19 protein-coding genes are annotated in these 26,268 nt (G+C 62.2%); 13 read left to right on the top strand and 6 right to left on the bottom strand.

What is annotated here, in order from left to right; genetic code table 11:
• Positions 1–282: 282 nt before the first annotated feature.
• The 3 genes from SIN04_RS08225 (at position 283) to SIN04_RS08215 (ending at position 3,224) form a co-directional block, all read left to right on the top strand.
• A complete protein-coding gene (locus SIN04_RS08225) occupies positions 283–1,377 on the top strand; it encodes a glycosyltransferase family 9 protein (protein ID WP_341264360.1) in 1,095 nt (364 codons plus the stop codon).
• An 87-nt stretch (positions 1,378–1,464) separates the two neighbouring features.
• Positions 1,465–2,019 carry a D-glycero-alpha-D-manno-heptose-1,7-bisphosphate 7-phosphatase gene (locus SIN04_RS08220; protein WP_134488226.1) on the top strand — a complete coding sequence of 185 codons (555 nt, stop codon included), beginning with the start codon at positions 1,465–1,467 and terminating at the stop codon, positions 2,017–2,019.
• A gap of 176 nt (positions 2,020–2,195) precedes the next feature.
• Positions 2,196–3,224, top strand: a complete 1,029-nt coding sequence (locus SIN04_RS08215; RefSeq protein WP_166795879.1) for a CgeB family protein — start codon at positions 2,196–2,198, stop codon at positions 3,222–3,224.
• A gap of 450 nt (positions 3,225–3,674) precedes the next feature.
• Here SIN04_RS08215 and greA read toward each other — a convergent pair whose 3' ends face one another.
• The 3 genes from greA to SIN04_RS08200 all read right to left on the bottom strand — a co-directional run bounded on the left by greA (position 3,675) and on the right by SIN04_RS08200 (position 9,154).
• On the bottom strand, positions 3,675–4,148 hold the full coding sequence (gene greA, locus SIN04_RS08210; RefSeq protein WP_134488222.1) for a transcription elongation factor GreA: 474 nt from the start codon (positions 4,146–4,148) through the stop codon (positions 3,675–3,677).
• 271 nt (positions 4,149–4,419) lie between these two features.
• Positions 4,420–7,743 (bottom strand): carbamoyl-phosphate synthase large subunit, encoded by a 3,324-nt coding sequence (gene carB, locus SIN04_RS08205; protein ID WP_134488220.1) that lies wholly within the window; start codon positions 7,741–7,743, stop codon positions 4,420–4,422.
• Between the two features lie 406 nt (positions 7,744–8,149).
• Positions 8,150–9,154, bottom strand: a complete 1,005-nt coding sequence (locus tag SIN04_RS08200; RefSeq protein ID WP_134488218.1) for an aldo/keto reductase — start codon at positions 9,152–9,154, stop codon at positions 8,150–8,152.
• A 146-nt stretch (positions 9,155–9,300) separates the two neighbouring features.
• Here SIN04_RS08200 and SIN04_RS08195 point away from each other — a divergent pair, with 146 nt between their 5' ends.
• The 4 genes from SIN04_RS08195 to SIN04_RS08180 all read left to right on the top strand — a co-directional run bounded on the left by SIN04_RS08195 (position 9,301) and on the right by SIN04_RS08180 (position 15,573).
• Positions 9,301–10,485 (top strand): glycosyltransferase family 2 protein, encoded by a 1,185-nt coding sequence (locus SIN04_RS08195; RefSeq protein WP_341264359.1) that lies wholly within the window; start codon positions 9,301–9,303, stop codon positions 10,483–10,485.
• Positions 10,486–10,858: 373 nt separating this feature from the next.
• A complete protein-coding gene (locus SIN04_RS08190; RefSeq protein ID WP_423136019.1) occupies positions 10,859–13,264 on the top strand; it encodes an ATP-binding protein in 2,406 nt (801 codons plus the stop codon).
• Positions 13,254–14,825 carry a tRNA (adenosine(37)-N6)-threonylcarbamoyltransferase complex ATPase subunit type 1 TsaE gene (tsaE, locus tag SIN04_RS08185; protein ID WP_134488212.1) on the top strand — a complete coding sequence of 524 codons (1,572 nt, stop codon included), beginning with the start codon at positions 13,254–13,256 and terminating at the stop codon, positions 14,823–14,825. The genes SIN04_RS08190 and tsaE overlap by 11 nt, the downstream gene beginning before the upstream one ends.
• Before the next feature lie 22 nt (positions 14,826–14,847).
• Entirely contained in the window at positions 14,848–15,573 is a 726-nt protein-coding gene (locus tag SIN04_RS08180; RefSeq protein ID WP_134488209.1) for a nucleotidyltransferase family protein, read from the top strand.
• A gap of 94 nt (positions 15,574–15,667) precedes the next feature.
• Here SIN04_RS08180 and SIN04_RS08175 read toward each other — a convergent pair whose 3' ends face one another.
• On the bottom strand, positions 15,668–16,765 hold the full coding sequence (locus SIN04_RS08175; RefSeq protein ID WP_166795878.1) for an acyltransferase family protein: 1,098 nt from the start codon (positions 16,763–16,765) through the stop codon (positions 15,668–15,670).
• A gap of 265 nt (positions 16,766–17,030) precedes the next feature.
• Here SIN04_RS08175 and SIN04_RS08170 point away from each other — a divergent pair, with 265 nt between their 5' ends.
• The 3 genes from SIN04_RS08170 (at position 17,031) to rfaE1 (ending at position 21,511) form a co-directional block, all read left to right on the top strand.
• Positions 17,031–18,569: a YifB family Mg chelatase-like AAA ATPase gene (locus SIN04_RS08170; protein ID WP_174513272.1), complete on the top strand. Its 1,539-nt coding sequence runs from the start codon at positions 17,031–17,033 to the stop codon at positions 18,567–18,569.
• A gap of 118 nt (positions 18,570–18,687) precedes the next feature.
• Positions 18,688–19,899 (top strand): AGE family epimerase/isomerase, encoded by a 1,212-nt coding sequence (locus SIN04_RS08165; RefSeq protein WP_166795877.1) that lies wholly within the window; start codon positions 18,688–18,690, stop codon positions 19,897–19,899.
• A 136-nt stretch (positions 19,900–20,035) separates the two neighbouring features.
• Complete coding sequence (gene rfaE1 / locus SIN04_RS08160; protein ID WP_341264357.1) at positions 20,036–21,511, top strand: D-glycero-beta-D-manno-heptose-7-phosphate kinase; 1,476 nt, start codon at positions 20,036–20,038, stop codon at positions 21,509–21,511.
• Between the two features lie 44 nt (positions 21,512–21,555).
• Here rfaE1 and SIN04_RS08155 read toward each other — a convergent pair whose 3' ends face one another.
• Positions 21,556–23,118: an AAA family ATPase gene (locus tag SIN04_RS08155; RefSeq protein ID WP_134488201.1), complete on the bottom strand. Its 1,563-nt coding sequence runs from the start codon at positions 23,116–23,118 to the stop codon at positions 21,556–21,558.
• 194 nt (positions 23,119–23,312) lie between these two features.
• Here SIN04_RS08155 and ribH point away from each other — a divergent pair, with 194 nt between their 5' ends.
• The 3 genes from ribH to thiL are packed head-to-tail and all read left to right on the top strand — an operon-like array spanning position 23,313 to position 25,289.
• Complete coding sequence (ribH, locus tag SIN04_RS08150) at positions 23,313–23,807, top strand: 6,7-dimethyl-8-ribityllumazine synthase (RefSeq protein ID WP_134488199.1); 495 nt, start codon at positions 23,313–23,315, stop codon at positions 23,805–23,807.
• Positions 23,807–24,271: a transcription antitermination factor NusB gene (nusB, locus tag SIN04_RS08145; protein ID WP_134488197.1), complete on the top strand. Its 465-nt coding sequence runs from the start codon at positions 23,807–23,809 to the stop codon at positions 24,269–24,271. Before ribH ends, nusB begins: the two co-directional genes overlap by 1 nt.
• Complete coding sequence (gene thiL / locus SIN04_RS08140) at positions 24,210–25,289, top strand: thiamine-phosphate kinase (RefSeq protein WP_134488195.1); 1,080 nt, start codon at positions 24,210–24,212, stop codon at positions 25,287–25,289. Before nusB ends, thiL begins: the two co-directional genes overlap by 62 nt.
• A gap of 61 nt (positions 25,290–25,350) precedes the next feature.
• Here the strand turns inward: thiL and SIN04_RS08135 are convergent, their stop codons facing one another.
• Positions 25,351–26,238: a hypothetical protein gene (locus SIN04_RS08135; protein ID WP_134488193.1), complete on the bottom strand. Its 888-nt coding sequence runs from the start codon at positions 26,236–26,238 to the stop codon at positions 25,351–25,353.
• Between the last annotated feature and the right edge of the window lie 30 nt (positions 26,239–26,268).

Here is a 26,268-nt window from a genome sequence, read left to right as displayed (position 1 = left end):
ATTCACAATCATTAGATATCAGTTCGGTCGAGCGCATTGATGTGGCGCAAGCGCGACGCAACGGTTCAATGCGAAGAGCGGCAGCCGATGCGGCGCTTTGCCGCGTATGGCCGGCCTTGTTCCCAGAGGGAGCGACGTCGGCAAAGGCTCAATCCTTGACAGGGTTGTCACAACGCATTGGTAGTGGTCAAATTCTTGCGGCGGGATCAAGCTAAACGAAATGTGACAGTATAGTGGACGGTCGGACGTATGGGTCGGAACAACAAAAGGTTTTTGTGAATCATGTTGGATCAGGTGGACGCCGTCACAAAAAGGTGCGTCGCCGCACCTCAAAAGCCGGTCGAACGCATTCTGATCTATCGGATCGGCAGCCTCGGCGACACCGTCGTTGCTCTGCCATCTTTTCACAAACTGGCCGAAGTGTTTCCCGATGCGGAACGCTATGTCCTGACCAATATTCCCGTCTCGTCGAAAGCGGCCGCGCTCGAACTGATCCTTGGCCAATCGGGCCTGATCGACGGCGTCGTCAACTATCCAATCCAGATGCGTTCGATCGGGGATGTTTGGAGATTGTGGTCGCGCCTTAGGGCGTTTGGCGCGAAAACGCTGATTTATCTTGTTCCACGGAGCGGGCGACTGCCTGTCTTGCGCGACCTTTTGTTTTTCCGCCTTTGCGGCTTCACGCGCTTCATCGGGATGCCGCTCACAAAGACGTTGCAAGTCGATCAGATTGAAGCGGACACCGGCCTCGTTGAATATGAGTGCCACCGCCTGGCGCGCTCGATCGCCGAGATAGGCCCGACGGATCTCGATGATCCAAAAAATTGGGATTTGCTGCTGACGGAGGCGGAACAGGAGGCTGGCGACCGGGCCATCACGCCTTTCGCCGGCAATCCTTTCGTCGCCATAAACATGGGCGGAAAGGTCATCGAGAAACATTGGGGTCAGGAAAACTGGCGACAATTGTTGCGTGAGCTATCGGGCAGTTTCGGCGGCTATGGACTTTTGTTTCTCGGCGCCGCTGACGAGGCAGCCGCCGTGGAGGAGGTTTCGGCGAGTTGGCCGAGCACGGTGGTGAACAGCTGCGGAAAACTGGCCCCTCGTGAGAGCGCGGCGGCGTTGAAGCGAGCGAGCCTCTTCGTCGGCCATGATTCAGGTCCGATGCATCTTGCCGCGGCGGTTGGCATCGTCTGCGTCGCGCCATTTGGAAGCCTGAATAAGCCGCGCAAGTGGTACCCTTACGGAAAGCAGCACCGGATCGTGCATCGCGCGGATGGGGTAACGAACGTCAAAGTGGAACAGATCGTCGCGAAGGTGCGTGAAGTGCTGCCGGAACGCGCCGTTCTGAGGCTGAATGCAAAAGCCAGTCTCGGTTGAGGATCAATCTGTCTCGCGTCGATATGAGAGTCTGAACTTGCCGCATCATTCGCATTTCAAAACGACGCGTCGCGGCTAGGGGTGCGGATGTCGTCTCCAGCCATCTTTCTCGACCGCGATGGAACCATCATCGTGGAAAGAAACTATCCTTCTCATCCCGATCAGGTCGAACTTCTCGACGCCGCGACCGCCGGTCTTCGCGCTCTGGCGAAACATGGCTTTCCCTTCGTCGTCGTCTCCAATCAATCGGGCATCGGGCGTGGCTATTTCTCGGTTGATGAGGCAGACGCTGTCGAAGCCCGGGTCAGGGAGCTTCTCGCCGGCGAAGGCGTCATCATCGCTAAATGGTACCGGTGCCCCCATGCGCCGGACGAAGACTGCGGGTGCCGGAAGCCTCTGCCAGGCATGATCCATTGGGCTGTCCGCGATCTTGATATTGATCCATCCCGCTCTTTCGTCATCGGCGATAAATGGTCGGACGTCGAGCTTGCCGCCGCGGTCGGCGCCGTCGGCATTCTGGTGACGACCGGACACGGACAATCGGATGCCGACCGCGCGCGCCGTCTCGGCGTCGCTGTCTGTCGCAACCTCCTCGAGGCGAGCGAGGAAGTCGCCCGCCAGCTGGCTCTGAACAATGCGTAAGCTTGGCGATTTCTGCTTTGAGCGGCGCGAGGGTTCGGCGCCCCTGTGTCTTGTCTCCCCCGGTCCGTCGGCGCTTTGCCGCGGCGGTTCATAGGTTCTTGCGCGCGTCGCCATGAGCGCGGCAAATCATGCTCATCAGTCTTTCGTCGCAGGGCGGATGCCAGAAGGTAAATCGAATGAAGATATTGTATCTGGGTCCAACAGAGGGAACTGCGATTCAGCGCATCAAGGCGCTCCGCAGGCTTGGCCATGACGTCACTGTCGTTGACCCCCACCTCGGCCGCTTCGTTCCGCTCATTCCTGAGAGGTTGATCGATGCATGGTGCTTCAGGACAGGCGCCATCGGCGTTGAGTGGCTCGTCGAGCGCTATGTCGCCAAGCAAATCGGAAACACCACTTTCGACGTCGCCTTTGTCGACCACGGAGACTTGCTCAACGCCTCGTGCATTGCCCATCTGAAGACGCTCGCAAAGGTCGTCGTCAATTATAATCAGGATAATCCCTATGTGCCGAGGGATAAGGGTCGCTGGCGCGTCTTCCTGACAGCGCTGCCTCTCTATGATTTGATTGCGACCCATCGGGTAAGCAGCGCCAATAGCGCCGCGCGGGCCGGGGCAAAGCGCGTATTGCTGACGAGAGAGGCGGCCGACGAGGCTGTCCATCGGCCGATCGAGCTGAGTGGCGAGGACCTTGCTCGATTTTCATCGAAAGTCGCTTTCGTTGGAACGTGGATGCCTGAACGGGGACCGATCATGCTCCGACTCATCGAACGCGGGGTCCCCTTGCGCATTTACGGACCAAGGTGGCAAAAGGCGCCGGAATACGAACAGTTGCGCTCCCACGTCGTTTTGGGGGAACTCAAAGGTGACGACTATGTGAAGGCGATCCGGGGCGCTTCGATCGCAATCGGCCTTCTGTCAAAGGGAAACGAGGACCTTCACACGACGCGAAGCTTCGAGATCCCCGCCATCGGCACGCTTTTCTGCGCCGAACGCACAAGCGATCACCTCGAAATGTACAAGGACGGTGAGGAAGCGGTGTTTTTCGATACGGTCGACGAATGTGCGGATCTTTGCCTGTCCCTGCTCAAGCATCCGGACCGTATAAAAGAGATCGCCGACGCCGGATTGAAGCGGGTGCATCAGAACGGCGACTTCAATGAGAAACTGGTGACGAAAATCATCGACGCGGCCTTGAAAGGCTAAGCGGCATTCCTTGCGCCGCGGCGCGTGATCAGGAAGAGCGGGGCAGGCATGTGCAGCTTGCTACGCCGTCTCAAGAAAAACAGCCTAAGCGAACGGCTGCAAAGCCTCGGCCTTGCCGAATTGATCATGGTCATCGAGCGCCTTGCAGCGCATCCGCCGGCCTGAAATCAAGCGCCCCCTTTGGACGATTGGATCACTTGCCCGAGCAGGCGATCGCATGAGATTCTCTGAAGCCGGGGCCTCTCGGCCGACGAAGGCGCAAAACCCTTGAGGCGTCGCAGCAGTCCTCCCCGCAAGACTAAAACGGTTAGCCTTGTCAGCGGCTTGGCGCGTGTTTTTCGAGCGAATCAAGAATTTGATGCTCTTCAATAGTCCTTGAAGAACATGGGACGCTGAAGTGTCGCGGGATCAAGGCTCATGCGCCCGTTGACGTGACGCACGAGCCTACGGTCACTGAAATGCTACTTTCAAGATTTCATAGCTCTTACCGCCGCCGGGCGTATTGACCTCGACCGTATCGCCGACTTTCTTGCCGATCAGCGCGCGCGCCGTGGGAGACGTGATTGAGACGCGGCCGGACTTCACGTCCGCCTCGGTCTCGCCAACGATCTGATAGGTTTTTTCCTCGTCCGTGTCCTCGTCGACCAAGGTTACGGTCGCGCCGAACATCACCGTGTTTCCGGACAGTTTTGAAACGTCGATCACCTCCGCGCGAGACAATTTATCCTCGAGTTCGGCGATGCGGCCCTCGTTCAGGGACTGCGCCTCTTTGGCGGAGTGATATTCGGCGTTCTCGGACAGGTCTCCATGCGAGCGCGCTTCCGCGATCGCCTGGATGATCCGCGGCCGCTCGACCTGCTGGCGCCGCTTCAACTCGTCTTCGAGCGCGAGATGCCCCGCTGCCGTCATGGGAAACTTGTCCATCGCGATTCTCTTTCACATCCTCTTTAACCAATACAGACCGCTCCGCCCAAGGCGCAACGTCCTCACAGCGTCGGGAGACGGCTTCTTAAGGCGCCGATAAAACGCCGCCGGATTTGAGCGTTTCACCGCTGCAAATCCGTTATTGAATAAGAGACACCTTCATGAATGCCGCCGCAAGGGGCTCGTTTCATAAAGGACGCCAAGGCGCCGGCGCCTCTCGCTCCGCGGCGGGAAGGCGCGGCGGTCCCGTTCTTGATTTGGCGTTGAATCGTTAAGCGAAATAGTCCTGGAGGGCGCGCACTTCGAGATCGCCGGCGAGATAGGCCTTTATTCCTTCCGAGGCGGCGATCGCTCCGGCCAAAGTGGTGTAATAGGGCACCTTATGGAGGAGCGCCGCGCGGCGCAGGGAGCGCGAATCAGCCAGGGCCTGCTTGCCCTCGGTGGTGTTCAGGACAAGCTGTATGCCGCCGTTCTTGATGGCGTCGACGACATGCGGCCGGCCCTCCGACACTTTGTTGATCCGCTGCGCGGGCACGCCCTCGCTTTCGAGATAGCGCGCGGTTCCGCCCGTGCCGAAGATCTTGAAGCCGAGCCCCGCGAGCAGCTTAACCGTGCCGAGGACGCGCGGTTTATCGACATCGCGCACCGAGACAAAGACGCTGCCCGAGACCGGCACTGTGGTGCCGCCGCCAAGCTGACTCTTGGCGAAAGCGACTGCAAATGAGCGGTCGAGGCCCATCACTTCGCCAGTCGAGCGCATTTCGGGTCCGAGCACAGTGTCAACGCCCGGAAAGCGCGCGAAGGGAAAGACGGATTCCTTGACGCCGACATGATCGAAGCGGGACGGCTCAAGACCAAAACTCGCAAGGCTCTCTCCCGCCATCACCCGCGCGGCGATCTTGGCGATCGGCGCGCCGATCACCTTGGCGACGAAAGGCACTGTCCGCGCCGCGCGCGGATTGACCTCGAGCACATAGATCTCGCCGTCTTTCAGCGCATATTGCACGTTCATCAAGCCGCCGACGCCGAGCGCCAGCGCCAGTTCTCTCGTCTGCCGCTCGAGTTCGGCGATCTTGTCGGCGGAGAGCGAGCGCGGCGGCAGGGAACAGGCGCTGTCGCCGGAGTGGATGCCGGCCTCCTCGATATGCTCCATGATGCCGCAGATGAAAACGTCGGCGCCGTCGGAGAGGGCATCGACGTCGACCTCGACCGCGTCGGAGAGATAACGGTCGAACAGCAGCGGATTCTTGCCGAGCACGGTGTTGATCTGGCCGGTCTTGTCGTTCGGATAGCGCGCCTTGACGTCGGAGGGCACGAGGCCGGGCAGGGTGCCGAGCAGATAATCGTCGAAGGCGCCATTATCGTGAATGATCGCCATGGCGCGGCCGCCCAGAACATAGGACGGCCGGACGACGAGCGGCAGCCCGAGTTCGGCGGCGACGATGCGCGACTGCTCGACCGAATAGGCGATGCCGTTCATCGGCTGCTTCAGTCCGATGCGATCGAGCAGCCGCTTGAAGCGGTCGCGATCTTCTGCGAGGTCGATCGAATCGACCGAAGTTCCGAGAATCGGAATGCCGGCCTTTTGCAGCGCATTGGCGAGCTTCAGCGGCGTCTGTCCGCCAAATTGCACGATGACGCCCTTGAGCAGCCCCGACTCATTCTCCTTGGCGAGGATTTCGAGCACGTCTTCCGGCGTCAAAGGCTCGAAATAGAGGCGGTCCGAGGTGTCATAGTCGGTTGAAACCGTCTCCGGGTTGCAATTCACCATGATCGTCTCATAGCCCACGTCCCTGAGGGCGAATGAGGCGTGGCAGCAGCAATAATCGAATTCGATGCCCTGGCCGATGCGGTTCGGGCCACCGCCGAGGATGACGATTTTCTCGCGATCCGAGGGGCGCGCCTCGTCGGCCGGCGCCCCCGCGAAGGGCGGCGCGTAGGTCGAATACATATAGGCGGTCGGGGAGGCGAATTCGGCGGCGCAGGTGTCGATCCGCTTATAGACGGGATGCACATTAAGCCTGTGACGCAGCTCGGTCACGGCGGTGCGCGGCGCGCCGGAGAGAGCCGACAGGCGCGCGTCGGAAAAGCCCGCGGCCTTCAGCATCCGCAGATTGGCGGCGTCATTCGGCAGGCCATGCGCGCGAACCAGCGCCTCGAGCTCGAGAATCTCCCGCAGCCGCTCGATGAACCAGAGATCGATTTTGCACGCGTCGTGGATTTCGTCCGGCGTCATGCCGTAGCGCAGCGCCTGCGCTGCGACCAGCAGCCGGTCCGGCGTCGGACGGCCGAGCGCGGCGCGCAGAGCGTTCATGTCGTCGCCAAGGCCAAGGCCCTCGATCTCGATTTCGTCGAGCCCATTAAGGCCGATGTCGAGCGAGCGCAGGGCCTTCTGCAGGCTCTCGCCGAAGGTGCGGCCGATCGCCATGGCCTCCCCAACGGATTTCATCGCCGTGGTCAGTATATTCTCGGCGCCGGGAAATTTCTCGAAAGCGAAGCGGGGAATCTTCGTCACGACATAGTCGATGCTCGGCTCGAAAGAGGCCGGGGTCGCGCCGCCGGTGATGTCATTGGCGATCTCGTCGAGCGTGAAGCCGACCGCGAGCTTGGCCGCGACCTTGGCGATCGGGAAGCCGGTCGCTTTCGAGGCGAGGGCCGATGAACGCGAGACGCGTGGGTTCATTTCAATGACGATCATGCGGCCGTCCGCCGGATTGACCGCGAACTGAACGTTGGAGCCGCCCGTCTCGACGCCGATCTCGCGCAGAACCGCCAGCGAGGCGTCGCGCATGATCTGATATTCCTTGTCGGTCAAGGTCAGCGCAGGGGCGACGGTGATCGAATCGCCCGTGTGAACGCCCATCGGATCGATGTTCTCGATCGAGCAGATGATGATGCAATTGTCCGCCTTGTCGCGGACCACCTCCATCTCATACTCTTTCCAGCCGAGCACGCTTTCCTCGACCAGCACCTCGCTCGTCGGCGAGGCGTCGATGCCCCGTTCGATAATGTCGATGAACTCCGCCTTGTTGTAGGCGATGCCGCCGCCCGTGCCGCCCATAGTGAAGGAGGGGCGGATGATGGCGGGCAGGCCAATGTCATCGAGGATCGCGAGCGCCTGGCTCAGCGTCTTGATCTGATGCGAGCGCGGCGTTGAAAGGCCGATGCGCGTCATCGCCTCGCGGAACAATTCGCGGTCCTCGGCCATGTCGATCGCCTCGGCGCTGGCGCCGATCATCTCGACGCCGAAATCGTCGAGCACGCCCATTTTCTTCAAGGAGAGAGCGCAATTCAGCGCGGTCTGGCCGCCCATGGTGGGCAAAAGCGCGAAGCCGCCGGGAATGGCGTAGCGCTCCTTGGCGATGATCTTGGCGACCACTTCCGGCGTGATCGGCTCGATATAGGTGCGATCGGCCATGTCCGGGTCGGTCATGATCGTCGCCGGATTGGAATTGACGAGGACGATCCGATAGCCTTCCTCGCGCAGCGCCTTGCAGGCCTGTGTGCCGGAATAATCGAATTCGCAGGCCTGTCCGATGATGATCGGACCCGCGCCGATGATGAGGATCGTCGAAATATCAGTCCGCTTCGGCATAAAATCTCTTTCCCCGTCGCGGCGGGCGTTAGAGCAAAGCCAGGCAAAGGGGAGATCCTTTATCCTGACCAGCGACAAGACAACGCCTCGGAGCGGGGCAGCCTGACGATCAGGGCCGCTCCCGGCGTTCCCGAGGGCATGCAAAAAGACCGCGCCGAGCCTTGCGGCCAGCGCGTCCGGGGCGCCTTTGCTCGAAACGGCATTGTTTCGAGGTTCGTTGACTATGGCGCGCGACTGAAGGCGCTGACCCGCGCGCAATTATTAGAGGCATACTCGTGATGAGACGTGTCTAAACCAGAATTCAGCCGCTGTGAACCCGCCAGCTTCAGGCATGCGTCATCGCCGCGCCCGCCATCCGGCGCAAGCGCGCCCGCGCGCCGAAAAAAGCGCCGCGCGCCCTCACTCGCTAGAGATAAGCGTTCTTCAGCGCCGCCTCGGGATAGCGCTCTCCGGCGGCGGCATTGTTCGGAATCATTGTCGAGAGCTCTTCGAGCTCGCCTGCGTCAAGCTTTACCGCGAGCGCGCCGATGTTCTCAAAAAGGCGGCTGGTCTTCGTCGTGCCCGGGATCGGCGTCACATCTTCCCCCTGGCTCATCAGGAAGGCGAGCGCGAGCTGCGCCGTCGTGCAGCCCTTCGCCTCGGCCATCGCCGCGACGCGCTCGGCAAGGCGGCGGTTGTGTGAAAAATTCTCCGGCGCAAAGCGCGGATGTTCGCCGCGCCGGTCACCTGCGACATCAGCCGCCGACCGGATCGCGCCGCCGAGAAGGCCGCGTCCGAGCGGCGAATAGGCGACAAAGGCGACGCCAAGCTCGCGGGTCGTCGCCAGAACCTCCTCGGCCTCGGCGCGATAGAGCAGCGAATATTCCATCTGCACCGCGGCGAGCGGATGAATCCTGTGAGCGCGGCGGATCGTTTCGGGCTTTGCCTCCGACAGTCCGATGGCGCGCACTTTGCCTTTGACGATGAGTTCGGCCATGGCGTCGACGGTCTCGTCGATCGGCACCTGCGGGTCGACGCGGTGCTGATAATAGAGGTCGATATGATCGGCTTTCAGCCGCGTCAGGCTGGCGTCGCAGGCCTTGAGTACATAGTCCGGGCGCCCGTTGACGCGGATTTCTCCGCCGGGCCCGCGGACATGTCCGAATTTCGTCGCCAGCACGACCTCATCGCGCCGCCCGGCGATCGCAGCGCCAACGAGCGTTTCATTATGGCCCCAGCCATACATGTCGGCGGTGTCGAGAAAATTGATCCCGGCGTCGAGCGCCGCCTTGATGACGGCCGCGCCATCGGCGTCCTCGCAGGCGCCATAGACGCCGGAAAAGGACATGCAGCCAAGGCCGAGCGCGGAGACTGTAAGCCCACTCCCTCCGAGGCGATGAAAACGGGTGACGGCGGGCGAAGATTGGGCCATGCGATGGACTGTCCGGAATGAGCGCCGCAACGACTGCGATCGGGAGCTTGCATGGCCGGACAATGTCCTCAGGACCCTTCGGAGCACAAGTCAATATTGACTGATGGCGGAAATCTCGTCCATGTCTCGGCTTTCGGGGATGAGCCATGAACGAAGTTCGAGTGACGGAGCGGTTTCGAAGCGAGCCGCGCGAGGCGCCGGCGCTGAGCCTTCCGCTCGTCAGCGTCATCGTCGTCAATTACAATTATGGCCGGTTCCTCGACGTAGCCGTCGATTCGATCTTTCGTCAGACCTATCCGAACGTCGAATGCGTGATCGTCGACAACGCCTCGACGGACGAAAGTCCCGCCGTCCTGCGCGGGATCGAGGCGCGCTACCCCAAAGCAAAGGTTGTCCGGCGGGCGGCCAATGACGGCCAGACGCCCGCGGCGCTCGATGGGCTCGCCGCGTCGAGCGGCCCCTATGTGATCTTCCTCGACGCCGACGACATGCTGCTGCCGCATGGCGTCAGCTCGCACATTTTCGTGCACCTTTCTTTGCGGGTTCACGTCGGCTTCACGTCCGGCGATCTGCTTCAGGTCCTGAACGATCAGGTGGTGCTGGGTTCGGAGGAAGCTTTCAACCGCGTGATCTGCGCCAATCGCGGCGTCAAAGCCGATTCGGTGCGGCCCTATCGGCACGCTACCGGCCAGGCGTTGGGCGCGCCCTGGCCGGAGGAAGGCTTCGACCGCTCGATTCTCGATCGCATCCGGTTCGTCGAGCCGATGACCAATGAATGGGTCTGGTCGCCGACATCCGGCAATTGCTTTCGCCGTGACGCTCTGGTTCTTTTTGCCGACAATCCCGCCCTTGGCGGCCTTCGCACGGGGACGGATCTTTATTTCTGTCTCGGCGTCAACGCCATCACCGGCAGCGTCCTGATCGATGACGCCATCGGAGTCTACCGCCTGCATGGCGGCAATATCTATTCGAAGCGGCCGCAGCTGCACAATGTTCTGTCTTATCAGCCAGGCTGCTCCGGCGACAGCAATGCCCAGGCCAAGGCGGTTCTCGTCGACCATCTCATTGACCGCGCGGCGTTCTTCCTGCAGCGCGGCTGGACTCCTTTTGATTATGCGCGGCTGCTGCGCCGAATCGACTGCTCGGACCCGGACGCCGGGCCCTTGAGCCCGCGCTGGTCGGCGCGCTCGCGCGTTGCGAGCGTCCTCGTCAAGCGCTTTCCAGAGGTCGCGCCGGTTCTCGGGCCGTGGATCACGAGGGGCTTGATGTTCGCCAGCGGCGCGCCCTGGCCGAGCGTCCTATCCGCGCGCGCCTCGCGCCAGGCGCTTTGACGGCCGCCTGGAGCGCTTTCGGGATCGAATGGAGTCATTCGATCGATCAGAAATCGCTCTAGATTCAAAAGCTTGAGCATATTATTGTCAATCAGATCGAACCGGTCTGATCGGAATATGCTCTGGCCGCTCCGGCGCCTTGAAGGGAAAAGCCCCGCATAGGGTCTTAACGGGATTCTCAAAGGTTGGCTGTACCGCTACAGTGCTGCGAATCAGGCGGCGGTCGGCCTCCATCGAGACCGATTCGGAGACGTGTATGGAGCGGCGCTGGGATCAGCGGGGGGAAACAATGTGGAAGCCGGCGGCGGGGTTGCGTCTTGGCCTCGGCGTTTGTCTCGTGCTGGCCCTCTTCCTCGCGCCGGCATCGGCCGGGATGGAAACAAGCGCCGGCGAGGCTTTGCATCACAGCGCCGAGGCGGCGGGACTTGCGATCATCGCCGGGCTCATCCTCTTTTCGACGCTGACCGCGCTCTTTCATCTGAAGGAACGGCGCCAGGGCGCGCGGCGCGAGAGCGTCCTCACCACTGAGGTCGCCGCTTTGCGGGCGAGGCTCGATCGCGCCGAGCTCTTCCTTGCGGGCGAATCGCAAATCGTCATCGTGTGGGGCGGCCCCGACGACGAACCCGAGATCGAGGGCGATCTCGGCCTCGTCACCCAGGCGTTGATCGCGCATCGCGTGCTCGCCTTCGGCTCATGGCTGCCGCCCGAGATGGCGCGAAACCTCGAAGACAGCGTCGCGCGTCTGCGCGCAAGGGGCGAAGGCTTCCGCTTCGCGGCGACGGATCTTGAAGGCCGTCATCTCGACATTGAGGGCCATCCGATCAGCGGCCTCGCCGTCTTGCGGATCAGGGATGTTTCAGGCGAACGACTCGAAGTCATTCGCCTGCACGAAGTGCAGGCGCGCACCGTCGGCGAACTGCGTTCCTTGTGGGCCATGCTGGACGCCGTTGCGAGCCCCGCCTGGGTGCGCGACGGGGAAGGGCGGCTGACCTGGGTCAACGCCGCTTATGCGCGCGCCGTCGAAGCTAAAGATCCGGCCGAGGCGGTGGCGCGCGGCGTCGAGCTTCTCGAGCGGACGACGCGCGACGCAAGCGCGGAAGCGCGGGAATCAGGTTCGATCTGGCGCGGTCGAGCGCCCGCGATCGTCGTCGGCGAGCGCCGCATCTTCGACATCGTCGACGCGCCGGCGGGCGCGGCTTCCGTGGGAATGGCGATGGACGTGTCGGAGATTCAATCCGCCCGCGACGCGCTCGAACGCGAGATGCAGGCGCATGCGCGAACCCTCGATCAACTCTCGACGGCGGTGGCGATTTTTGATCGCACGAAGCGGCTCGTTTTTCATAACGCCGCTTATCGCCAGCTCTGGAGCCTCGATCAGGCCTGGCTCGATCAGAAGCCGGCCGATTCCGAAATTCTCGACCGCCTGCGCGCGGCGCGGCTGCTGCCCGAACAGGCCGACTTTCGCGCCTGGCAGGCGAGCCTTCTTGGCGGCTATCAGTCTCTCGAGACGGAGGAGCAGGCCTGGTATCTTCCCGACGGCCGCACGCTTCGCATCGTCATCAATCCCAATCCGCAGGGCGGCGTCACCTATCTCTTCGACGATGTGACGGAGCGATTCCATCTCGAACAGCAGTTCAACGCCGCGATCCGCGTCCAGAGCGAAACGCTCGACACGCTGAAGGAAGGCGTCGCAGTGTTCGGCAGCGACGGCCGCCTCAAGCTGTTCAATCCGGCCTTCGCCCGCCTATGGGCGCTGCGGCCGGAACAGCTGGATGATCAGCCTCATATCGACCGCGTGGCGCAGATCTGCGCGCCCCTTTCCGTCGATGAATCGGACTGGAACGAACTGCGCGCCATCGTCGCCGGCCTGCAGGATCATCGCCTCGGGTTTGAAAGCCGCCTTGTCCGGCGCGATCATTCAGTTCTGGATTGCGCCGCCGCGCCGCTGCCGGACGGCGCGACCATGCTGACCTTCATCGACGCCACGGCGGGCGTCAATGTCGAGCGCGCGCTGACCGAACGCAACCAGGCTCTGCTCGACGCCGAGAGGCTGCGCAATGATTTCGTTCACCACGTCTCCTATGAATTGCGCTCGCCGCTGACCAACATCATCGGCTTCATCCAGCTCCTTGGCGACCCCGCGGTCGGCCCGCTCAACGCCAAGCAGTTCGAATATGCCGGCTATGTGACGAAATCCTCCTCCGCGCTTTTGGCGATCATCAACGATATTCTCGATCTCGCCTCGATCGACGCTGACGCCATGGAGCTGTCGTTGGAAGCGATCGACATTGCCGAGACGATGCGCGGCGCGGCCGAGGGCGTGCAGGACCGTCTCGCCGAGTCAAATCTTACGCTGCGCGTCATCGCGATGGACGGCGTCGGCTCGTTTGTCGCGGACGGCAAACGAATCCGGCAGATCCTGTTCAATCTGCTGTCGAATGCGATCGGTTTTTCTTCGGCTGGCCAGACCATAGATCTCGCCGCCCTGCGCCGCGGCGAAGAGATCGTATTCAAGGTGAGCGATCAGGGGCGCGGCATTCCGGCCGATGTCATCGATCATATTTTCGATCGGTTCAAGACGCATACCACGGGCTCGCGCCATCGCGGCGTCGGGCTTGGCCTTTCCATCGTCCGGTCGTTCGTCGAATTGCACGGCGGCCGCATTCTGATCGACTCCGCGCTGGGGGAGGGAACAACGGTGACTTGCATCTTTCCAGGCGAACGTATGAAGGTGAGCGCGATCGAAACAGGGCGGGAGCGTGAACGTAATGGGGGCTGAGGCGGAGCTGGCGACCCGGCCCGAGACAGTGTGGCTGCGCCGCCTCACAGACGAGGCGGCGACGCAGGCTCTCGCTGTCGACATCGCCGAACTGGTCGGCGCCGGCGATCTCATCACGCTCTCCGGCGATCTCGGGGCCGGCAAGACCACCTTCGCCCGCGCCCTGATCCGGCGGCTCACGGGCGAGCCCAATCTCGAAGTGCCGAGCCCGACTTTTCTCCTCATGCAGATCTATGACGGCGGTCCCGCGCCGATCGTACACGCCGACTTCTACCGGATCGAGCGGCCGGACGATCTCGTTGAACTCGGCTGGGACGAGGCGACCGATGGGGCGCTGGTCCTCGTCGAATGGCCCGACCGCGGCGGGCGCCATCTTGGTCCCGACCGGCTCGACATAAAGTTTACGCTCGATCCAGCTTCGGGCGAGGGCGGCGGTCCGGCCGGATCGCGCACCGCGACGGTGACTGGCTTCGGCGCTTTCGCGGCCCGCCTCGCCAGAGCCAAGGCGGTTCAGGATATTCTGGAGCCGACGAGCTGGCGCGACGCGCAGCGCCATTTCATGCAGGGTGACGCCTCGACTCGCTCCTTCGAACGCCTCGTCAAGGACGACGGCTCGAGCGCCGTGCTGATGATCGCGCCGCAGCGTCCCGATGGTCCGCCGATCCGCTACGGCAAGCCCTACAGCGCCATCGCCCGGCTCGCCGAGGACATCAGACCGTTCATCGCCGTCGATAAAGGGCTGCGCAGCCACGGCTTCTCGGCGCCGGAAATCTACGCCTTCGATCTTTCGACGGGCGTCATTTTAATGGAGGATCTCGGTTCTGAGCCGATCGTCAACGACGCCGGCGTCGACATTGAGCGTTACGCCTCGGCGGCTTCGGCTCTCGCCAGGCTTCACGCGACCGCGCTGCCAGACGTCTTGCCGATCGGCGATGATGAGACCTATCGCATCCCGACCTACGATCTCGACGCGCTTTCCATCGAGGTCGAACTGCTCCTCGACTGGTATGCGCCGCATTGCGCGCGCGCGCAGCTCTCTTCCGGCGCCAAAGCGACCTTCGTCAACCTCTGGCGCCGCACCTTGACGGAAGGGTTGACGACGGATTCGACCTGGACCCTGCGCGATTATCATTCGCCGAACCTGATCTGGCTTCCGCGGCGCGAAGGCGTGGCCCAAGTCGGCATGGTCGATTTTCAGGATTGCGTGCTGGGCCATCCAGCCTATGACGTCGTCTCGCTCCTGCAGGACGCGCGGGTGGATGTCCCCGACGTCGCCGAGCTGAAGCTTCTGTCGCACTATGCGCGGCTGCGGCGCGAAGCCGATGCAGGCTTCGACATGGGCGATTTCGCGCGCGCCTATGCGATCTTGGGGGCGCAGCGGGCGACCAAGATCCTTGGGATTTTCACGCGGCTCAATGTGCGCGACCATAAGCCGCATTATCTTGCCCATATCCCGCGCGTCGAAAAATATCTGGCGAAAGATATGAACCACCCGGTTCTGGCGGAGCTCAAGATCTGGTATGAGACAAATCTTCCACGGATCTTCGAAATAGCCGCCTGAGCGCACCATAACCAGGGCCGATATGTCTTTCACTGTGCCAAGCAAAGCGATGGTCTTCGCCGCGGGGCTTGGCACGCGCATGCGCCCCCTCACGGAAACTGTCCCGAAGCCGATGATCAAAGTCGCGGGCAAGCCGATGATCGACCATATGCTCGACCGTTTCGCGCGCGCGGGAACCCGCACCGCCATCGTCAACGTGCATCACCTTGCCGATCAGATCGAGGCGCATCTTTCGACGCGCACGGATCCCGAGGTCATTATCTCCGATGAGCGGGACGAGCTTCTCGATCAGGGCGGCGGCATCGCCAAGGCGCTGCCCCTGCTGGGGAGCGAGCCCTTCTTCCTCGCGAACACGGATGCGCTCTGGCTCGAGGGTCCGCGGCAAAATCTGCGCCGCATGGCCGAAGCGTGGGACCCCGTCAGAATGGATATTCTGTTGCTTGTCGCCGCGACGACGGCGAGCGTTGGCGTCGACTGGCCCGGCGATTTTCTGATGGCTGCGGACGGCCGGCTGACCCGCCGCGCGGAATTTCAGGTCGCGCCGTTCGTCTATGCCGGCGTCGGCATCGTGAAGCCGGAGTTGTTCGCCGCGCAGACGCGCAGAGTGTTTCCGCTGGCGCCATTTTTCTTCGAGGCGGCGCAAAAGGGCCGGCTTTATGGACAAAGGCTGGATGGTTTGTGGCTGCATGTGGGCGTGCCGGAGATGATCGCCGAAGCCGAATGGATCATCTCGCGCAGCGTGCTGTGAGGCGAAACGCCGCTGTCCGCCCTGCATCCGGCTCTCATCAATAAGTTAGAGCATGATGTCGCCCGAAAAATCTGCACCTTTTCGGCGTCATGCTTTAATCCAGCGCTTTCGCGAGCCTGTAGCCGCTTTTCCTGAAGCCGAGGAGAAGAGCCTCCTTCAGCCGGGGGTAAAACGGCCGCACGAGCGCGCCAAGAGCAGCCGAGGCGACCAACGCGCCAATCACAACCGCGCCGGTTTTGACCGGACCATCGGGCCGCTCATGAAGCGCGGCGGCGATCCAGAGCTCCAGCGGGAAATGGAAAGCGTAGATTGCGAAGGTCAGGGCGCCCGCGTGGCGGATCGCTCGTTCGGCCGGTCTCAGCAGGCGTCCGAGTCGCCCAGCGATGGCCATCGCCCCTAGAAGATGAAGGCAGATCAAGGCTCCGACCAAATTTTGCCAGAGGAAATTCTCGGCGATATTGAGATAACGATCAGCTACATTGGCGCCGAGCAGCAGGCGCTGCATTGAGAACAGCCACGGACTGACGTGGAGCGTCTTCAATGCGAAGATCAGGGCTGGCGCTCCAAGGTAAAGCGCGAGGCCCCAGCCTGGGCTCAACTTTAACTTGTCCCGCCTCTGGTAGAGCCATACGCCGAATAGCCATCCAGGCATGAGAAGCAGGATCTGCGGACCCGCGAAAAGTGCGACCGCCGCGACGATCCAGTTGCGCCACGCGCGCGGCGAAAACATGAACGCTGCGAAAATGGCGTAATACCAGGCGATATATCCAATCGACCACAGTGGAATGTTCGAAAGCGGGGAGACTTCGAGGAACCAGGTCTGGTTTTGAAATATGGCTGTCAGGAAGAGCCGCAGCAGGGGATTGTCGAATCCCATATACTCGCCCCAATCCTCATAGGGCGCCGGGGACAGGCGTAATCCGATGCCGTCGAGGATAAAGGTCAGCGCCAGCGCCGGCAACACGATAGACCACAATCTGGCGAGGCGCGACGCGCTATAAACAGCGAGACTGCGTTCGCGCGTCGCCACGACATAGGCGATGACAAAACCTGACAATACGAACGTCGCCTCGATCGCCTCCAGTCCCAAACTGAACTTGAGCCAGTCTCCACCCATCTGCGTCACAAGTCCATGGGAGATGACTATACTCAGCACTGCCAGGAAACGAAACAGGTCAATGTAAAGCGACAATCCTGGAGCCATAGAGCCAGCCTCAATCCTGGAAGAACGGGAGATCTAAACCAAAAATAATACCGTCAAGACGCGGAGAATTCCTGGGATATGATTTCAGCGACGCGCCGAAGACGCGAGAATGACGGCATATTGTGTGCATTTTTTGGCCTATTCTTGGAGATCTTCGCCGCGCTGCCCTGCTCAAGCTCCGTTCCCCGATTGTTCTTGCTGGTCCGCGAGATCTCCGTTAAGCTGAGTATAAGCTGAGAAATGAGGCGTCTCCATGGTCGTCAGAATCGCGACAGTCGCTTTCGAAGGCATCGAGGCTCGGCCCGTCGACGTTCAGGTGCAGATCGCCAACGGCAACGTCGCCTTCACCGTTGTCGGACTCGGCGACAAGGCGGTCGCTGAATCGCGCGAACGCGTGCGCGCCGCCCTCAACGCCTCGGGCCTCGCGCTCCCGGCCAAGCGCATTACCGTCAATCTCGCGCCCGCCGATCTGCCGAAGGAGGGCAGCCATTATGATTTGCCGATTGCGCTCGGGGTCATGGCGGCGATCGGGGCGATCCCTCCCGACGCGTTGCAAAATTATACGGTGCTCGGCGAGCTCGCGCTCGATGGGACGATCACGGCGGTGACCGGCGTTCTTCCCGCGGCGATGGCCGCCAATGCGCGCGGGCAGGGGCTGATCTGCCCGCATGACAGCGGCGCGGAGGCGGCCTGGGCAAGTCAGGATCTTGACGTGCTGGCGCCGATCTCCCTGATCCAGCTCGTCAATCATTTCAAGGGTCTTCAGGTCATGGCCGCGCCGCGCCCGGCGATCCGGCAGGCGGGGGGAGCTTTGCCGGACCTTCGCGACGTCAAGGGCCAGGAAAGCGCCAAACGCGCGCTCGAAATCGCCGCGGCGGGCGGCCATAATCTGCTTTTCAACGGACCGCCCGGCGCCGGCAAGTCCATGCTCGCGGCGCGCCTCCCCTCGATTTTGCCGCCGTTGACGCCGCGCGAATTGCTGGAGGTTTCGCTCATTCATTCGATCTCCGGCGACCTTGCGGGCGGCGCCTTGACCGATCGCCGTCCGTTCCGCGCGCCCCATCATTCCGCATCGATGGCGGCTCTCGTCGGAGGCGGCGCGCGCGCGCGGCCGGGAGAGATTTCTCTCGCCCATCATGGCGTGCTTTTTCTCGATGAATTGCCAGAATTTCAGCCGCAGGTCCTCGACAGCCTGCGCCAGCCGATAGAGACCGGCGAGGTGGCGATCGCCCGCGCGAACCATCGCGTCATCTATCCCGCGCGCTTTCAGCTTGTCGCCGCGATGAACCCTTGCCGTTGCGGTCATGCGACCGACCCGGGATTTGCCTGCAATCGCCAACCAAATGCGCGATGCATCGCGCAATATCAGTCGCGCCTATCAGGGCCTTTGCTGGACCGCATCGACCTTCACGTCGAGGCGCCCGCCGTCGCCGCAGCCGATTTGATGCTGCCGCCGCCCGCCGAAGGGTCCGCCGAGGTCGCCGCGCGGGTCGCCGCGGCGCGGGCGATTCAGGCGCGCCGCTATGCCGAGCTTGGCCTCCAGGGCGTAGGCTCCAATGCCGCCGCTCCATCCGCCGTCATTGAACAGGTCGCGCAACCGGACGCCGGCGGCCTCGCCCTTGTCCAGGAAGCCTCCGACCGGCTCCGTCTCTCGGCTCGAGGATTCCACCGCATTTTGAAGCTCGCCCGCACGATCGCGGATCTCGACGGGGCGGGGACCGTCGGCAGTCTGCATCTGGCAGAAGCGCTCTCCTACCGCGTCGATGCGACGCGCCAGTTACGGGCCGCTTGACCTAACTGTGAAGGTCACGCTTCGTCTGGACGTCTCAGAAACGTGCTACACAAGCGTGAGGCTCATTGGATGCGGTCTGGACAGGCGCCTCTACGCGAGGCGCGCAATGGAGAGAATAATGGATGTCGCCGCTCCGGTTACGGCAGACGCATTGAAATCGGCGCGCGCCAGCGCGACGGCTTTGCGCGACTGGATAGTCGAGAGAGCGCTTCCCCTCTGGTCGACGATCGGCTTCGACGCGCAGCGGGGCGTCTTTCAGGAACGCCTTGACTGGAGCGGACGGCCAGTCGAGACGGTCCCGCGCCGCGCCATGGTGCAAGCCCGGCAGATCTATGTCTTTGCCCATGCGGCGCATCTTGGCTGGTTCCCCGAAGGCGGGCGACTGGCCGAGATCGCGATGAGTTCGCTTTTGCAGAAGTTCCGCGAGGCGGGCGGCGGATCCGGCGGCTTCGCCTTTTCAGTCAGCACGGAGGGCCGCGTCGTCTCGACGGCGCGCGACGCTTACGCGCATGCCTTCATCCTCTTCGCCATCGCCTGGCTCTATCGCCTTAATGGCGATCCGCGGCTAATTGGCCACGCTGACGAGACGATCGCCTTCATTGACGCGGCGCTCGAAGATCGCGCGCATGGCGGTCTCTACGACCAAAGCCCGGTTCATGACCGCAACAAGCGGCAAAATCCGCATATGCACCTGCTCGAGGCCTATCTCGCGCTGGAGGGCGGCGCTCCCGGCCGCGGCTACGGCGAACGCGCCAAGAGCCTCGTCGATCTTTTCAAGACTCATTTGTTCCGCGAGGATCCCGGCGTCCTGCTCGAATATTTCGCCGAGGACTGGAGCGCTCATCCCGATCCGCTGAAGCGCGGCGTCTTTGAACCCGGACATCATTTCGAGTGGGTCTGGCTTTTGGCAGAATATGAGAAACTCACCGGCGAGGATCTGCGGCGGTGGATTTTGCCGCTCGATCGCATCGCCCGGCGCAATGGGCTCGCGGAAGACGGGATGATCTTTGATGAAGTCGACAGCGAGATGCGCGTTCTGAAACGCTCGCACCGGATCTGGCCGCATACGGAAGCGGCGAAGGCGGCGGTCGCCCGGTGGGAGATGGGCGACGACGCTTCGCCGCGCTTCGCCGCCGCGATGATCGACGCGCTGCGGACAGGTTTTCTCGACAGGCCATTCGTCGGCGGCTGGACCGATCATATCAGCGCGGACGGAAGCCCTCTTGTCGATTACGCGCCGGCGAGCTCGCTTTATCATCTGTTCCTGGCGACGGCGGAGACATCGCGCGCCTTTCCCCGCAGCCCACCGGCTGAACCGCAGGAGTCCTAAGCTCAAGCTTTTGCCCAGGCGCGCTTTCACGATAGACTTCAGCTATGTTCTGGCTGGATCCTTGCTAGCCCTTCCTTCACTCCCGAGGCGTCGTGGCTGCGCCGCCAACGCCTTTCTATTGTCGATTGGATCTTAAATGCTTCCTATTCTCGATCGCTTTGCGAAAGCTCGCGTCGCGGTGATCGGCGATCTAATCCTGGATTGCTATCTGCACGGGGACGTCAGCCGGATCTCGCCTGAGGCTCCGGTTCCTGTCGTGCGCTCTCTTTCGGAGGAGGTGGTCGCCGGCGGCGCCGCGAATGTCGTCGCGAATCTTGCAACGCTCGGCGTCGTCGTCGACGTCGTCGGCCTGACCGGCCTCGATAACGCCAGGGACAGTCTGATCGATCGTCTCCAAACGCACGGCGAAATCGACATATCCGGCATGATCGGCGTCGCGGACCGCCCGACGACCAGAAAGCTCAGGGTTTTGGGCGCGCATCAGCAGATCGTTCGCGTCGATCATGAAGACACCTCGCCATGCGGCAGCCAGGTGGAAGATCAGCTTCTGGAGGCCGCTCTCAGCGCCGTGGACCGGGCCGACGTCGTGATTTTGTCGGACTATGGCAAGGGCGTCCTCTCGCAGCGCGTCCTGCGGGAGGTCATCGCCAAATGCAACGCGGTGGAGAAGAAAGTCCTTGTCGATCCCAAGCAGCTTGACCTTTCAGCCTATAGCGGCGCGTCGATTCTCACGCCAAACCGCAAGGAACTGACCGCCTCGACGCGGTTGCCCTGCGAGACCGACGCCGAGGCGCTGGTCGCGGCGGCCGCGGCCCAGGAGATGAGCGGGGCCAATATTCTGCTGACGCGTTCCGAAAAAGGCATGTCCTTCTTTCCGCTCTCCGGCGAGCCGATCCATCTTGCAACCGTCGCGCAGGATGTGTTCGACGTGTCTGGCGCGGGCGACACAGTGATCGCCGTGATGGCGGCCTCGCTGGCGACAGGCCTCTCCGTCCGCGACTCGATGAAACTCGCCAATCACGCGGCCGGCATCGTCGTCGCCAAAGTCGGCACGGCCTGCGTCATGCCGGAGGAGCTTGCCGCCTCGCTCGCGGCCGAACTGGCCTCGCCCTCGGTCAATGACGGGCGCCACATTTCCCGCGAGGAGGCCGTCGCCCAGCGCTGGGCCTGGGCCAGGGAGAAGCTTACCGTCGGCGTCGCCAACGGCTGTTTCGATCTTTTGCATCCCGGCCATGTGTCGCTCATCAAGCAGGCCGCCGCAGCGTGCGACAGGCTTATCATGGCCCTGAATTCGGACGCCTCCGTGCGCCGTCTTAAAGGGCCGAGCCGTCCCATCCAGGATGAAGAGTCGCGTGCGGCGGTGATGGGCGCCCTCAAAGGCGTCTCCGCCGTCGTGCTTTTCGATGAAGACACCCCGCTCGAACTGATCAAGGCCTTGCAGCCCGACATTCTGGTCAAGGGCGCCGATTATACGGAAGACAATGTCGTCGGCGCCGAGATCGTCAAGGCGCGCGGCGGCCGCATCGTCCTCGCGCAACTGTCGCCCGGACAGTCGACGTCGAAGCTCGTTGCGACCTCGAAACTGCTCGCAAAAACAGAAACCACCTATTGAGCGGCGCCGTGGCGCGCAACTGAGAGCAGGGCCTCGGCTTTGCGTCACTTCGGCGTTTCAGCGCGGCTGCTTGCGTCGATTGCAGCAAGCGCCTGATTGACGAGCGCCTCGATCGGCTGTGATGCGTCGAGGCGCCGCCAGTCGATGATCCCGACCGCCTCCCGCGCCTGCGCGGCGGCGATTTCGGGGCCGGCGTCCGACGCATCATCCTTGCGGCGCGAAACCCGTTCCAGCCTGATCCCGGTTGGCGCTTCGAGCCAGAGACCCGTGAATCGCGCCCCCGCGCTTTTGCCGATATCGGCCTGCGCCCGCTCTTCGGCTGTTCGGTGGGCGGCGTCGAGGACCACGCTCTGGCCCGCTGCGAGCGCCGTCGCCGCGAGATCGCGCAAACGGTGGTAGACGATCACCGAGATTTCCGGCCGGTAGGCCTGCTGCGGCAAGGTCTCGAATTCGCCGGCGTGAAGAAAGCGCTTTCGCTCGATGTCGCTGCGCAGATGGACCGCGCCGGGCGGACGGCCGATCAAAGGCGCGATTTTTCGTGCGAGCGAGCTTTTCCCGGTCCCCGAGAGGCCGCCGACGGCAACGAGCTGAAGCGGCTCCGGCACAAAAAAGGCGCGGGCGGCGGCGAACAGCGCCCGCGCCGCGGCGATCGTCGTGGCCGTTTTGCAAGGTTCGAGGTTGGTCACTTTGGCGCGGATCGCCGCGCGCAGACTGAGAAAAAGCGGCAGCGCGGCCAGCGCCTCAAGCTGCCTTTCGACGTCGTCGCACTTCGAAAAATAGCGGTTCATCAGCAAATTGGCCTCGATCTTCAGGCCGCGCGTCCAAACATCCATCAGCAGAAAGGCAAGATCATAGAGAATGTCGCAGGTCGCCAGCCGCTCGTCGAATTCGAGCGCGTCGAACAAAACGGGCGTGCCGTTTATCATGGCGATATTGCCTAAATGGAGATCGCCGTGGCAGCGACGCACTTCGCCTGCGGCTTCGCGCCGCTGGAGCAGCGATTTTAAGCGCTCGAAACTGTCCAGCATGCGGCGCTTGAGGTCAGCCGTTTCACCGGCCGGAAACACACCGGGAGCGCCTTCAAGGGACGCCATCGTTTCTTCGATTTGAGCGCGCAGGGCCGCCGGCGCGTCCCTGTCGCGCATGATCGGCGCTCTTCGGTGCGAGGCGGCGACCGCCTCGGCGAGCTTTTCGACGAGCTTCATATCGAGTTCGCCGCGCGACGCGAGCCGATCCATCGCACGGTTTTCGTCGAAGCGGCGCAGATGCACAGCCCATTCGATGATTTCGCTGCCAGAGCCAAGCTTTAAGCGGCTGTTCTCGCGTGAAATGGGAACAACGCCGAGATAGATCTCCGGCGCATTTCCCTTGTTGACGGCGATCTCGCTCTCACATGCCGCGCGCCGTTTTTCCAGCGTCGAAAAATCCATGAAGGGAAAGTGCACGGCGCGCTTGACCTTGTAGACATGTTTGCCGGCGAGGAAAACGGCGGCGCCATGCGTGTCGATCCTCACCACCGGCTCATCGAGCCCATACGTCGCGGAATCTGCGAGGAACGAGAAAACCTCCGACTGGTCCGGCTTTTGGCTACGCTCAGCTTCGTTCATTTGAAAGTCTCGCTGTGGCTTTGAGATCGCAGCGCCAGGCGCGAGCATCGCCGTAGGATTGTGGCGCTTTGAAGCGGAGGCCTCGTTCGCGCGCTTTCAGCTTGCCGCGACGGGCGGGCCTTGTTACTCCCAAAAGAAATTTGCGAGGTTCGTCCTCGATCCTTCCCGAAATCGTCTCGAGTTTAAGATCCATCATGGTCATCCCGCGCCGGTCATCCCTGGATGCCGCTGAAACAAACGCCGCCGGCGCAAGATTTCTGATCGTTGAAGCGCGCTTTTACGACGCTATTGGCGCGATGCTTCTCGCCGGCGCGGAGGCGGCGCTGAGCAGGGCTGGAGCGCGCCATGACGTCCTCACCGTGGCGGGCGCCCTCGAAATTCCCATCGCCATGGCGATCGCGCTCGACCATGCGGAGAAATCGGGCGAGCCCTTCGCCGGCGCGATTGCGCTTGGCTGCGTCATTCGGGGAGAAACCTATCATTTCGAAATCGTCTCCAATGAAAGCGCGCGCGCTTTGATGCAGCTTGGGGTGGCGCGTCAGCTTGCTCTCGGCAATGGCGTCCTGACCGTCGAAACCGAGGCCCAGGCTTTGGAGCGGGCGGACCCCGGCCGGGGCGATAAGGGAGGCGACGCCGCGCGCGCTGCTCTTGGCCTTCACGCGCTCAAACAGAAAATAGGAGCGCTCTGATGGCCAATGCCGATGGACGCTCCGCAGCCCGCCTCGCCGCCGTTCAGGCCCTCTATCAAATGGAAGTGTCGGAAAAAGGTTTGAACGAGACCTTCGCTGAATTCGAGTCTTTCTGGATCGGCAATGAAATCGAAGGCCAGCGCTACAAGGCGGCTGAAGTTGCATTTTTTCGCGATATTCTAACGGGCGTGCTGGCCGATCAAGGCCCCATCGACCGGGCGATCGATCAAACGCTTGTCGACGGCTGGCCTCTTGCGCGGGTCGATGCGGTTTTGCGCGCCATTTTGCGCGCGGGCGCCTATGAACTGAAGAAGCGCGCCGACATTCCCGCGCGCGTCTCAATCAAGGAATATGTCGATGTCGCCGGCGCTTTCTTCGATCGCGAAGAGGCCGGGATGGTCAATGCGGTGCTGGACGGCCTCGCCCGCCGTTACCGCGCCGCCGAATTCGAGCCGCGCGCTTAAGAGGCTGAGTGAGGCCGGGCATCTGACGCAACTCACCGAGGACGAGCTGATCGCGGCCTATTTTGCGCCGCTCGCGGGCGACGCGGGGTTGCGGCTCAGCGACGACGCGGCCCTTTTGCGCGCTCCCTTGGGACGCGAACTCGTCCTCACCAAGGATATGCTCGTCGCGCGCGTGCATTTTTTCAGTAACGATCCGCCCGCGGCCATCGCGCGCAAGGCGCTGCGCGTCAATCTGTCGGACCTCGCCGCCAAGGGCGCCGAGCCTTTGGGATTCCTGCTTGGGCTCGCCTTGCCGGAAGACTGGACGACGGACTGGCTCGGGGCCTTCGCGAAGGGGCTCGGCGAGGACGCGGCCCTCTTTCAATGCCCGCTGCTTGGCGGCGATACCGTCAAGACGCCAGGGCCTCTCACGATCTCGATCACAGCCATCGGCGCCGTGGCTCCGGGAAAAATGATTTTACGCGGCGCCGCCGAGCCTGGCGATCTCATCTATGTAACAGGAACCATCGGCGATGCGGCGCTCGGCCTCAAGCTTCGGCTTGGCGCGACGTGCGATCAGGACTGGATTGGCGCCCTGAATGAAGCCGACGCGGCTTTTCTGCTCGATCGCTTTCTGCTGCCGCAACCGCGCCTCGCGCTGAAAGGAGCGCTCGCATCAAACGCCCATGCCGCGATGGACGTTTCCGACGGTCTTACCGGCGATCTTTCCAAAATGCTGCGCCTTGCCGGACTGACGGCGAAGATCCCGGCAGCAAATATTCCCCTCTCGCGCGCGGCGCGGGAGGCTTTGAGGTTGGAGCCAAAGCTCATCGAGCCGGTCTGCGCTGGCGGCGACGATTATGAAATTCTATGCGCCGTTCCGCTTGCCAAAAGCGCGGCGTTCGAGGCGGCGGCTCAAGCAGCCGGGGTCATGGTGAGCGCAATCGCCAGCGCCGCGCCGGGAGATGCGCCGCCCGTGTTCGAGGACAGGGAAGGACGAAAACTGATCTTCGCCCGGCCTTCCTTTCAGCATTTTTAGCTTTCACCGGGCAATGGCGACAGCAACGGCTTCAATGGTCCGCACGAAGCCGGCCGGCAGTTTACCCGACATTGGGCGGCAGATCGCTTGCCCAGAAATCCAGTCTCATCGGGGAAAGCCCTCTGTCGGACTCGCTATGGGTTAGAAAGTCGTTTCCTTTAATGCTTTTATCAAACGCCGGCAGGAAGATATCGTTTGCGATGGGTCCCGATGGATTCGCCAGAATGGCCTGCAAATCAGCGTCGCGGGGCGGCCCCGCGACAAATTTATCCAATATTGTAAACGAGCCCCATTCGGATGCGGATGGAACTCCCGATCTCCAGAAAAAATCAACCTTGTGCGCGACGCGCCAGTGGAAGTGCGCCAGATAGTTGCGAGACTGGTCGGGAGCGATCGCTGTAAGAATCGTCCAGAATTCACAATCATGTTTAAAGTCATACAGAAAATTATTGATGTTCGACGCTGTATGGTTCTGCATCAGCAGCGGCACGCTTAAACGCGGTTCATCATGCGCGCTTGGACTGGCCAGCGATCCTGTGAATTTGGATTTGCCGTCTGGGTCGCGCATCCACGGAATGGTGGATTTGTTCAAACAATCGAGCAGCGTTTGACTCGAAATTGCTGGAGTGGCGTCACAGACGATTGAGCCTTCCGATTGAACTCTCCCAGTATAGCGCGTCCTCAAAGCTGTTTGACGCACGATCTGAAAGAAGCCGACTTTCCAGCCGTCGAGCGCGTCTCCGGGCGCCATCGAGAATCGGACCCGCGCATCCGCCTTAAAACCGAATGCCGCCAATGCTTTTTCATCTTTGTTGCTCGTGAAGAACGCAGCGGATCCAGGCGCGGCCGGCACGATTTTGCCCGGGAAATTGAGGATAACGGCGAGCGGCCTCACATCATCGGCATGAACGGTAATCTGGATCGATGACATGTCGATACTAACAGTCATTTGGCCTCCCAAGCAATCTGGAGGGACAAG

The sequence above is a fragment of the Methylocella tundrae genome (assembly GCF_038024855.1).
GTDB classification, from domain to species: domain Bacteria; phylum Pseudomonadota; class Alphaproteobacteria; order Rhizobiales; family Beijerinckiaceae; genus Methylocapsa; species Methylocapsa tundrae.
The sequence above is the reverse complement of the archived record's forward strand: the minus strand, read 5'-3'. Positions and strand labels throughout refer to the sequence as shown.

Excerpts from the sequence above, each read along its gene's own strand:
- SIN04_RS08135 (WP_134488193.1), bottom strand. The coding sequence starts at position 26,238 with ATGACTGTTAGTATCGACATGTCATCGATCCAGATTACCGTTCATGCC.
- SIN04_RS08225 (WP_341264360.1), top strand. The coding sequence starts at position 283 with ATGTTGGATCAGGTGGACGCCGTCACAAAAAGGTGCGTCGCCGCACCT.
- SIN04_RS08155 (WP_134488201.1), bottom strand. The coding sequence starts at position 23,118 with ATGAACGAAGCTGAGCGTAGCCAAAAGCCGGACCAGTCGGAGGTTTTC.
- SIN04_RS08200 (WP_134488218.1), bottom strand. The coding sequence starts at position 9,154 with ATGGCCCAATCTTCGCCCGCCGTCACCCGTTTTCATCGCCTCGGAGGG.
- nusB (WP_134488197.1), top strand. The coding sequence starts at position 23,807 with ATGGCCAATGCCGATGGACGCTCCGCAGCCCGCCTCGCCGCCGTTCAG.
- SIN04_RS08215 (WP_166795879.1), top strand. The coding sequence starts at position 2,196 with ATGAAGATATTGTATCTGGGTCCAACAGAGGGAACTGCGATTCAGCGC.
- thiL (WP_134488195.1), top strand. The coding sequence starts at position 24,210 with ATGCGGTGCTGGACGGCCTCGCCCGCCGTTACCGCGCCGCCGAATTCG.
- greA (WP_134488222.1), bottom strand. The coding sequence starts at position 4,148 with ATGGACAAGTTTCCCATGACGGCAGCGGGGCATCTCGCGCTCGAAGAC.
- SIN04_RS08180 (WP_134488209.1), top strand. The coding sequence starts at position 14,848 with ATGTCTTTCACTGTGCCAAGCAAAGCGATGGTCTTCGCCGCGGGGCTT.
- carB (WP_134488220.1), bottom strand. The coding sequence starts at position 7,743 with ATGCCGAAGCGGACTGATATTTCGACGATCCTCATCATCGGCGCGGGT.
- SIN04_RS08195 (WP_341264359.1), top strand. The coding sequence starts at position 9,301 with ATGAACGAAGTTCGAGTGACGGAGCGGTTTCGAAGCGAGCCGCGCGAG.
- SIN04_RS08220 (WP_134488226.1), top strand. The coding sequence starts at position 1,465 with ATGTCGTCTCCAGCCATCTTTCTCGACCGCGATGGAACCATCATCGTG.
- SIN04_RS08190 (WP_423136019.1), top strand. The coding sequence starts at position 10,859 with ATGGAAACAAGCGCCGGCGAGGCTTTGCATCACAGCGCCGAGGCGGCG.
- tsaE (WP_134488212.1), top strand. The coding sequence starts at position 13,254 with ATGGGGGCTGAGGCGGAGCTGGCGACCCGGCCCGAGACAGTGTGGCTG.
- ribH (WP_134488199.1), top strand. The coding sequence starts at position 23,313 with ATGGTCATCCCGCGCCGGTCATCCCTGGATGCCGCTGAAACAAACGCC.
- SIN04_RS08165 (WP_166795877.1), top strand. The coding sequence starts at position 18,688 with ATGGATGTCGCCGCTCCGGTTACGGCAGACGCATTGAAATCGGCGCGC.
- SIN04_RS08170 (WP_174513272.1), top strand. The coding sequence starts at position 17,031 with ATGGTCGTCAGAATCGCGACAGTCGCTTTCGAAGGCATCGAGGCTCGG.
- rfaE1 (WP_341264357.1), top strand. The coding sequence starts at position 20,036 with ATGCTTCCTATTCTCGATCGCTTTGCGAAAGCTCGCGTCGCGGTGATC.